This is a genomic window from Affinirhizobium straminoryzae, assembly GCF_007004135.1.
GTDB classification, from domain to species: domain Bacteria; phylum Pseudomonadota; class Alphaproteobacteria; order Rhizobiales; family Rhizobiaceae; genus Neorhizobium; species Neorhizobium straminoryzae.
The window spans coordinates 20,541-27,606 of record NZ_VJMG01000050.1 but is presented as its reverse complement, the minus strand read 5'-3'; the positions used below and the strand labels follow the sequence as shown (position 1 = coordinate 27,606).

6 protein-coding genes are annotated in these 7,066 nt (G+C 64.1%); all 6 read left to right on the top strand.

Annotation, left to right across the window (positions count from 1 at the left end; genetic code table 11):
• The first annotated feature begins 77 nt into the window (after nucleotides 1–77).
• The 6 genes from ccmE to FNA46_RS17445 all read left to right on the top strand — a co-directional run bounded on the left by ccmE (nucleotide 78) and on the right by FNA46_RS17445 (nucleotide 7,044).
• Nucleotides 78–527, top strand: coding sequence for a cytochrome c maturation protein CcmE (gene ccmE, locus FNA46_RS17470; protein WP_143126497.1), 450 nt, complete (start codon nucleotides 78–80; stop codon nucleotides 525–527).
• Complete coding sequence (locus FNA46_RS17465; RefSeq protein WP_143126496.1) at nucleotides 524–2,512, top strand: heme lyase CcmF/NrfE family subunit; 1,989 nt, start codon at nucleotides 524–526, stop codon at nucleotides 2,510–2,512. Before ccmE ends, FNA46_RS17465 begins: the two co-directional genes overlap by 4 nt.
• A gap of 29 nt (nucleotides 2,513–2,541) precedes the next feature.
• Complete coding sequence (locus FNA46_RS17460; protein ID WP_143126495.1) at nucleotides 2,542–3,057, top strand: cytochrome c-type biogenesis protein; 516 nt, start codon at nucleotides 2,542–2,544, stop codon at nucleotides 3,055–3,057.
• Between the two features lie 148 nt (nucleotides 3,058–3,205).
• A complete protein-coding gene (locus FNA46_RS17455; RefSeq protein WP_143126494.1) occupies nucleotides 3,206–4,768 on the top strand; it encodes a Do family serine endopeptidase in 1,563 nt (520 codons plus the stop codon).
• A gap of 105 nt (nucleotides 4,769–4,873) precedes the next feature.
• Entirely contained in the window at nucleotides 4,874–5,626 is a 753-nt protein-coding gene (locus FNA46_RS17450; RefSeq protein ID WP_280177825.1) for a response regulator transcription factor, read from the top strand.
• A complete protein-coding gene (locus FNA46_RS17445) occupies nucleotides 5,623–7,044 on the top strand; it encodes a sensor histidine kinase (protein WP_143126493.1) in 1,422 nt (473 codons plus the stop codon). The genes FNA46_RS17450 and FNA46_RS17445 overlap by 4 nt, the downstream gene beginning before the upstream one ends.
• Nucleotides 7,045–7,066: the final 22 nt, after the last annotated feature.

Below are 7,066 nucleotides of genomic sequence, written 5' to 3'. Positions count from 1 at the left end.
GGACAGGCCAATCTCCCGGGCGAGCGCCACAAGACGCTGTCCCGGGAGATTGGCCTGTCCGTCGAGGGGGTGACGCAATGACGCGCAAGCAGAAGCGACTGGCCGTGATCGGCGGTGGCGTGGGCTTCATCATGGTGGCGGTGCTGCTGGTGATGTTCGCCTTCAGCCAGTCGGTGGCCTATTTCTACATGCCGGGCGATCTTTCGGCCGCCAATGTTTCGCCGGGTACCCGAATTCGTCTTGGTGGTCTCGTGGAAGCCGGTTCGGTGGTGCGCGGTGCGGGCTCGACGGTCAGCTTCAAGGTGACCGACGGCAATGCCAGCGTGCCGGTTCGCTATACCGGCATCCTGCCGGACCTTTTCCGCGAGGGGCAGGGCGTGGTGACCGAGGGCGTGTTCGACACGGGCCATGATTTTCGTGCCGATACGGTGCTCGCCAAGCATGACGAGAATTACATGCCGAAGGAGGTGGCCGATCGCCTGAAGGAAAAGGGCGTGTGGAACGAAGGCGAGGGGGCCAAGCGATGATCATCGAAATCGGCCATTACGCGCTGGTGCTGGCGCTGGCCACGGCGCTTATCCTTTCCATCGCCCCCGTGATTGGCGCGCGGCGCGGCGATGCGGCCCTGATGGCGTTGGCACCCCTCGGCTCGGTGCTTCAGTTCGCGCTGGTCGCTTTTGCCTTTGCCGTGCTGACCTGGGCCTATGCCGTTTCGGATTTCTCCCTGCGCAATGTCTGGGAAAACTCCCATTCGCTGATGCCGATGGTCTACAAGCTCTCGGGCGTCTGGGGCAATCACGAAGGCTCCATGCTGCTGTGGCTTCTGATCCTGACGCTGTTCAGCGCCATGGTGGCGGTGTTCGGCCGCAACCTGCCGGACACGCTGAAGGCGACCGTGCTGTCCGTGCAGGCCTGGATCAGTCTCGCCTTCCTGCTGTTCATCCTTTTGACCTCCAATCCCTTCCTGCGGCTCGATCCGGCCCCCGCCGAAGGACAGGACCTCAATCCCGTGCTGCAGGATCCGGGGCTCGCGGTGCATCCGCCGCTGCTCTATCTCGGCTATGTCGGCTTCTCCGTCTGCTTCTCCTTTGCAGTCGCTGCCCTGATCGAGGGACGGATCGATGCGGCCTGGGCGCGCTGGGTGCGGCCGTGGACGCTGGCCGCCTGGACCTTTCTCACCGCCGGCATCGCCATGGGCTCCTACTGGGCCTATTACGAACTTGGCTGGGGCGGCTGGTGGTTCTGGGATCCGGTGGAAAACGCCTCCTTCATGCCCTGGCTTGCCGGCACCGCGCTTCTGCATTCGGCGCTGGTGATGGAAAAGCGCGAGGCGCTGAAGATCTGGACCGTGCTGCTGGCGATCATGACCTTTTCGCTGTCGCTGCTCGGCACCTTCCTGGTGCGCTCCGGCGTGCTTACCTCCGTGCATGCCTTCGCGACCGATCCGTCGCGCGGCATCTTCATCCTGGCGATCCTCAGCCTGTTCATCGGCGGCGCCTTCACGCTGTTTGCCTGGCGGGCGCCGCAGCTGAAGAGCGGCGGCCTGTTCGCACCGATCTCGCGCGAGGGGTCGCTGGTGCTGAACAACCTGATCCTGACGGTGTCCGCCGCCACAGTTCTGACGGGCACGCTCTATCCGCTGGTGCTGGAGACGCTGACCGGCGAGAAGATCTCCGTCGGTGCGCCCTTCTTCAACCTGACCTTCGGCCTGTTGATGATCCCGCTGCTTCTGGCGGTGCCCTTCGGTCCGCTGCTGGCCTGGAAGCGCGGCGATCTTCTGGGCGCGTTGCAGCGCCTCTATCTGGTGGCGGGGCTTTCGCTTTTGGCGGGGCTCGGCCTCTTTTATGCCGAGCATGGCGGGCCAGTGCTGGCGGCGCTCGGGCTTGCACTCGGCTTCTACCTGATCCTCGGTGCGCTGGCAGATCTCTGGTATCGCGCCAATTTCGGCAAGCTTGCCGTCTCCATCGCCTTTCGCCGCCTGAAGGGGCTGCCGCGCTCGGCCTTTGGCACGGCGCTCGCGCATATGGGGCTTGGCATCACCGTGCTCGGCATCGTCGCCGTCACCACCTTCCAGACGGAAACGGTGGTGGAGATGAAGCAGGGCCAGACAGCGGAGGCCGGCGGCTATACGCTGATCTTCGACGGCATGCGCGAGGCGGTCGGCCCGAACTTCACCGAGGAGCGGGCGCATTTCACCATTAGTCGCGGCGGCGTGACGGTGGCCGATGTCTGGTCTTCCAAGCGGCTCTATACAGCCCGCCGCATGCCGACGACGGAAGCCGGCATCCTGAGCTTCGGCCTCAGCCAGCTCTATGTGTCGCTGGGCGATCCGATGGACGATGGCGGCATCGTCGTGCGCATCTGGTGGAAGCCGTGGATCCTGTGCATCTGGGGGGGCGCGCTGGTGATGATGCTGGGCGGTTTCGTCTCGCTCTCTGACCGTCGCCTGCGGGTCGGCGCGCCGAGCCGCCGCACGAAGGCGGTGAAGGCGCAGATGGAGCCGGCGGAATGATCACGCCTCCAAGGGATCTTCGTTTCTGCATGGGCCTTTTCTCCGTTGGGGGACGAGGAGGCTCTGGGCCGGCCGAAGGGCGCGGCTTGCGCCTTGCAAGGATTGTCATCGGGCTTGTCCTCCTTCTGGCGCCCATGCCGGCCTTCGCCGTCAATCCGGACGAGGTGCTGAAGGACCCGGTGCTGGAAGAGCGGGCGCGTGCGCTTTCCGGCCAGCTGCGCTGCATGGTCTGCCAGAACCAGTCGATCGATGATTCGAATGCGGAGCTCGCCAAGGATCTGCGGCTTCTGGTGCGCGAACGGATCGTGCGCGGTGACAGCGATAGCCAGGTGATCGACTACGTCGTTTCCCGCTACGGCGAATTCGTGCTGCTGAAGCCGAGGCTGAGCGCCAGGACGGTCCTGCTATGGTGCATGCCGGCGGTTCTGCTGGCGGCCGGAGCGCTTGCGCTGGTGCTGACCATGCGCCGCCGCCGTGCGACCGTGACGGAGCAACCGCTGACCGAGGCGGAAAAAGCCCGGCTGGATGCGCTGCTCGGCGAGTGACGGCCCCTGCAACATTCGGAAACATTACGAACATTTCACCCGCCGGACAGATGCAGTTAAGGCGGGCCACCCTATATCTTCTGTCATCCACCGCCGCCGGATCGCCGGCACTCCAGTCTGAATGAAGTGAAGCAGAAGGTATCTTACAATGCTCAAGAGCAAGATCGGACGTCCCTCCCTGAAAACCGTGCTGAAGGGATCGACCGTGGCGGGCCTCGCGGCCGTCATGCTCTCCACCGGCATCCCGGCCCAGGTCTACCAGACCTTCGCCGAGCCGGTGACGGTCGCCGCACCGCAGGTTCCGAGTTTCTCCGACGTGGTCTCCGCCGTTTCGCCGGCTGTCGTCTCGGTTCGCGTCAAGTCGGATGCGACCCCTGTTTCCGATGACAGCGGCAACGGTTTTTCGTTCAATTTCGGCGGTCGCGGCTTCGATGACCTGCCGGACGACCACCCGCTGAAGCGCTTCTTCCGGGAGTTCGGCAACCAGCAGGGCCAGGGCGGCAAGAACCAGGACCGCGCCCAGCGCGACCCGAAGCGCCCGCACTACCTGCGCCCCGTCGCCCAGGGCTCCGGCTTCTTCATCTCGGAAGACGGCTATGTCGTCACCAACAACCACGTCGTCTCGGATGGTTCGGCCTATACGGTGGTCATGAACGACGGCACGGAACTCGATGCCAAGCTGGTCGGCAAGGACAGCCGCACCGATCTGGCGCTGCTGAAGGTCGATGCCAAGCGCAAGTTCACCTATGTGAAGTTTGCCGATGACAGCAAGACCCGCGTCGGCGACTGGGTGGTGGCTGTCGGCAATCCCTTCGGCCTTGGCGGCACGGTGACGGCCGGTATCGTTTCCGCCCGCGGTCGCGACATCGGCTCCGGCCCCTATGACGATTTCATCCAGGTCGATGCAGCCGTCAACCGCGGCAATTCCGGCGGCCCGACCTTCAACCTGAACGGCGAAGTGGTGGGCATCAACACCGCGATCTTCTCGCCCTCCGGCGGCAGCGTCGGCATTGCCTTTGCCATCCCCGCCTCCACCGCCAAGGACGTGATCGCCGACCTGATGAAGGACGGCAAGGTGGAACGCGGCTGGCTCGGCGTACAGATCCAGCCGGTAACGCAGGACATCGCGGATTCGCTTGGCCTCTCGGAAGCCAAGGGTGCGCTGGTCGTTGCTCCGCAGGACAACTCTCCGGGCGCCAAGGCCGGCATCAAGCAGGGTGACGTAATCACCGCCGTCAATGGCGAGCCGGTCAAGGATGCCCGCGATCTCGCCAAGAAGGTGGCCGCAATCGGGCCGAACAAGAAGGCCGAAGTGTCGATCTGGCGCAATGGCAAGGCGCAGTCCGTCACGGTTCTGCTCGGCAATCTGGCCAGCGACGAAGCGACCAAGGCGGAAAGCAGCCAGAACCAGGATCAGGGTTCGCAGCCCTCCACCGAAAAGGCGCTGACGGCACTGGGTATCACGGTTGCCCCGTCCGATGACGGCAATGGTGTGGCCGTGACCGATGTCGATCCCGACTCCGAGGCCGCCGCCAAGGGGTTGCGCGAAGGCGAAAAGATCACCTCGGTCAACAACCAGCAGGTATCTTCGGCCGCCGATATCACCAAGGCGATCGAAGCAGCCCGCAAGGATGGCCGCACCCGTGCGCTTTTCCAGATCCAGTCTCAGAACGGCAGCCGCTTCATCGCGCTGCCGCTCAACGAAGGCTGACCGGGGCCGAGCCTTTCTGAAACGGGGCGCCGGGCCGGGAATGGCTCGGCGCCTCTCTTTCATTCGGCATTGTGTTTCCATGCGATGAGGCTTTCACCCATGCAGATGACCGGACATGAGAGCGATGGAAAGTCCGAAACCTGTTTTACGGATGGCGTGACGGACGCTATTGTCCCGCACATGAAGATTCTTGTGATTGAAGACGATCTGGAAGCCGCAGCCTACATGACCAAGGCCTTTCGCGAGGCCGGCATCGTGGCCGATCACGCCAGTGATGGCGAAAGCGGCCTGTTCATGGGCTCGGAAAATGCCTACGACGTGATGGTGGTCGACCGTATGCTGCCGCGTCGTGACGGCATTTCCGTCATTACCGAACTGCGCAAGCGTGGCATCAACACGCCCGTGCTGATCCTTTCGGCACTTGGCCAGGTGGATGACCGCGTGACGGGCCTGCGCGCCGGGGGCGACGATTACCTGCCGAAACCCTATGCCTTCAGCGAGCTTCTGGCCCGCGTCGAGGTGCTGGGCCGCCGCAAGGGCGCGCCGGAACAGGACATGGTCTACCGGGTCGGCGATCTGGAACTGGACCGCCTGTCGCATGAGGTGCGCCGCGGCGGCAAGGAGGTCCTGCTGCAGCCGCGCGAGTTCCGCCTGCTGGAATATCTGATGAAAAATGCCGGTCAGGTGGTCACCCGCACCATGCTGCTCGAAAACGTGTGGGATTACCATTTCGACCCGCAGACCAACGTGATCGACGTGCATGTGTCGCGCCTGCGCTCCAAGATCGAGAAGGATTTCGACAAGCCGCTGCTGAAGACCATTCGCGGTGCCGGCTACATGATCAAGGACGAGGCGTGAAACCCTCGCTCAGCCGTATCCGCCTTGTCTTTCGCTCGACGACCGTTCGGCTCTCGGCGCTCTACATCCTGCTGTTTGCGCTCTGCGCGGCCTTCCTCGTGGTCTATGTGACGGCCATGTCGGAGAGGCTTCTGGCGCAGCAGGTGCGCGAGGCGCTTATCCAGGAGACATCGGATTTCCTGCGCGCCTATGAGCGCGGCGGCATTACCGTTCTGCTGCGCATCATGGAGCGGCGGGCGCGCCAGCCGGGTGCCAATCTCTACGTGATCGCAAGTTCGAGCGGCGAGATGCTGGCCGGCAATGTGGCGAGCGTCGAGCCCGGCGTGCTCGACAATGAGGGCTGGACCCGCTTTCCCTTCCATTACGAGCCCTTCACCGAGACCGGGCCTCCGCGGCCGCATGTGGCAACCGCCAATGTGTTCTTCCTCGACAATGGCCTCAGGGTGATGATCGGCCGCGATCTCGGCGAACCCGGCCGGTTCCGCGGCATCGTGCGGCGTGCGCTGATGGTGGCGCTGGCGATCATGGGGCTGGGTGCGCTGGTGATCTGGTTCGGCATCGGCCGCAATGCGCTGAAACGCATCGACCGGATGTCGGCGGCGAGCACCAAGATCATCGCGGGCGACCTTTCGCAGCGCCTGCCGGTTGGCGTTTCCGGCGACGAGTTCGACCGTCTGTCCGAATCGCTGAACGCCATGCTGGAGCGCATCGAGAAGCTGAACGAAGGCCTGCGGCAGGTCTCCGACAACATCGCCCACGATCTCAAGACGCCGCTGACCCGGCTGCGCAACAAGGCGGCCGATGCACTGGCCCAGGATCGGGAAGAGAGCCGCCGGATGGCGCTGGAAGGCATCATCGCCGAATCCGACCAGCTGATCCGTACCTTCAATGCGCTCCTCATGATCTCACGCGTGGAGGCCGGCTCGATTGCCGCCGAGATGACGAGTGTCGATCTTTCGGCTATTTCCGCCGACAGCGCCGAGCTTTACGAGCCGGTGGCGGAGGAGGCGGGACTGGCGCTGACCACCGATATCGAGCCCGGGCTTGCCGTGCACGGCAATCGCGAACTGATCGGGCAGGCAATCTTCAACCTCCTGGACAATGCGATCAAATATGCCTGTGAGGCCGATGGGGCCGAACCGATCCGGGTGATCCTGCGCCGGCAGGCGGACGGGCTGCACCTGTCCGTGGCCGATAGCGGGCCGGGCATTCCGGCCGACAAGCGCAAGGAAGTGACCAAGCGCTTCGTGCGTCTCGACGAAAGCCGCTCCAAGCCGGGGACCGGGCTTGGCCTTTCGCTGGTGGAGGCGGTGATGGAACTGCATGGCGGCCGGCTGGAGCTTTCCGCTACCCATGGCGATGAGGCAGTGCAACCAGGACTGACCGTTACGATGGTGTTTCCCCTCCAGAAGCTCTAAAGGGAGTATGGGGAGCATGGGG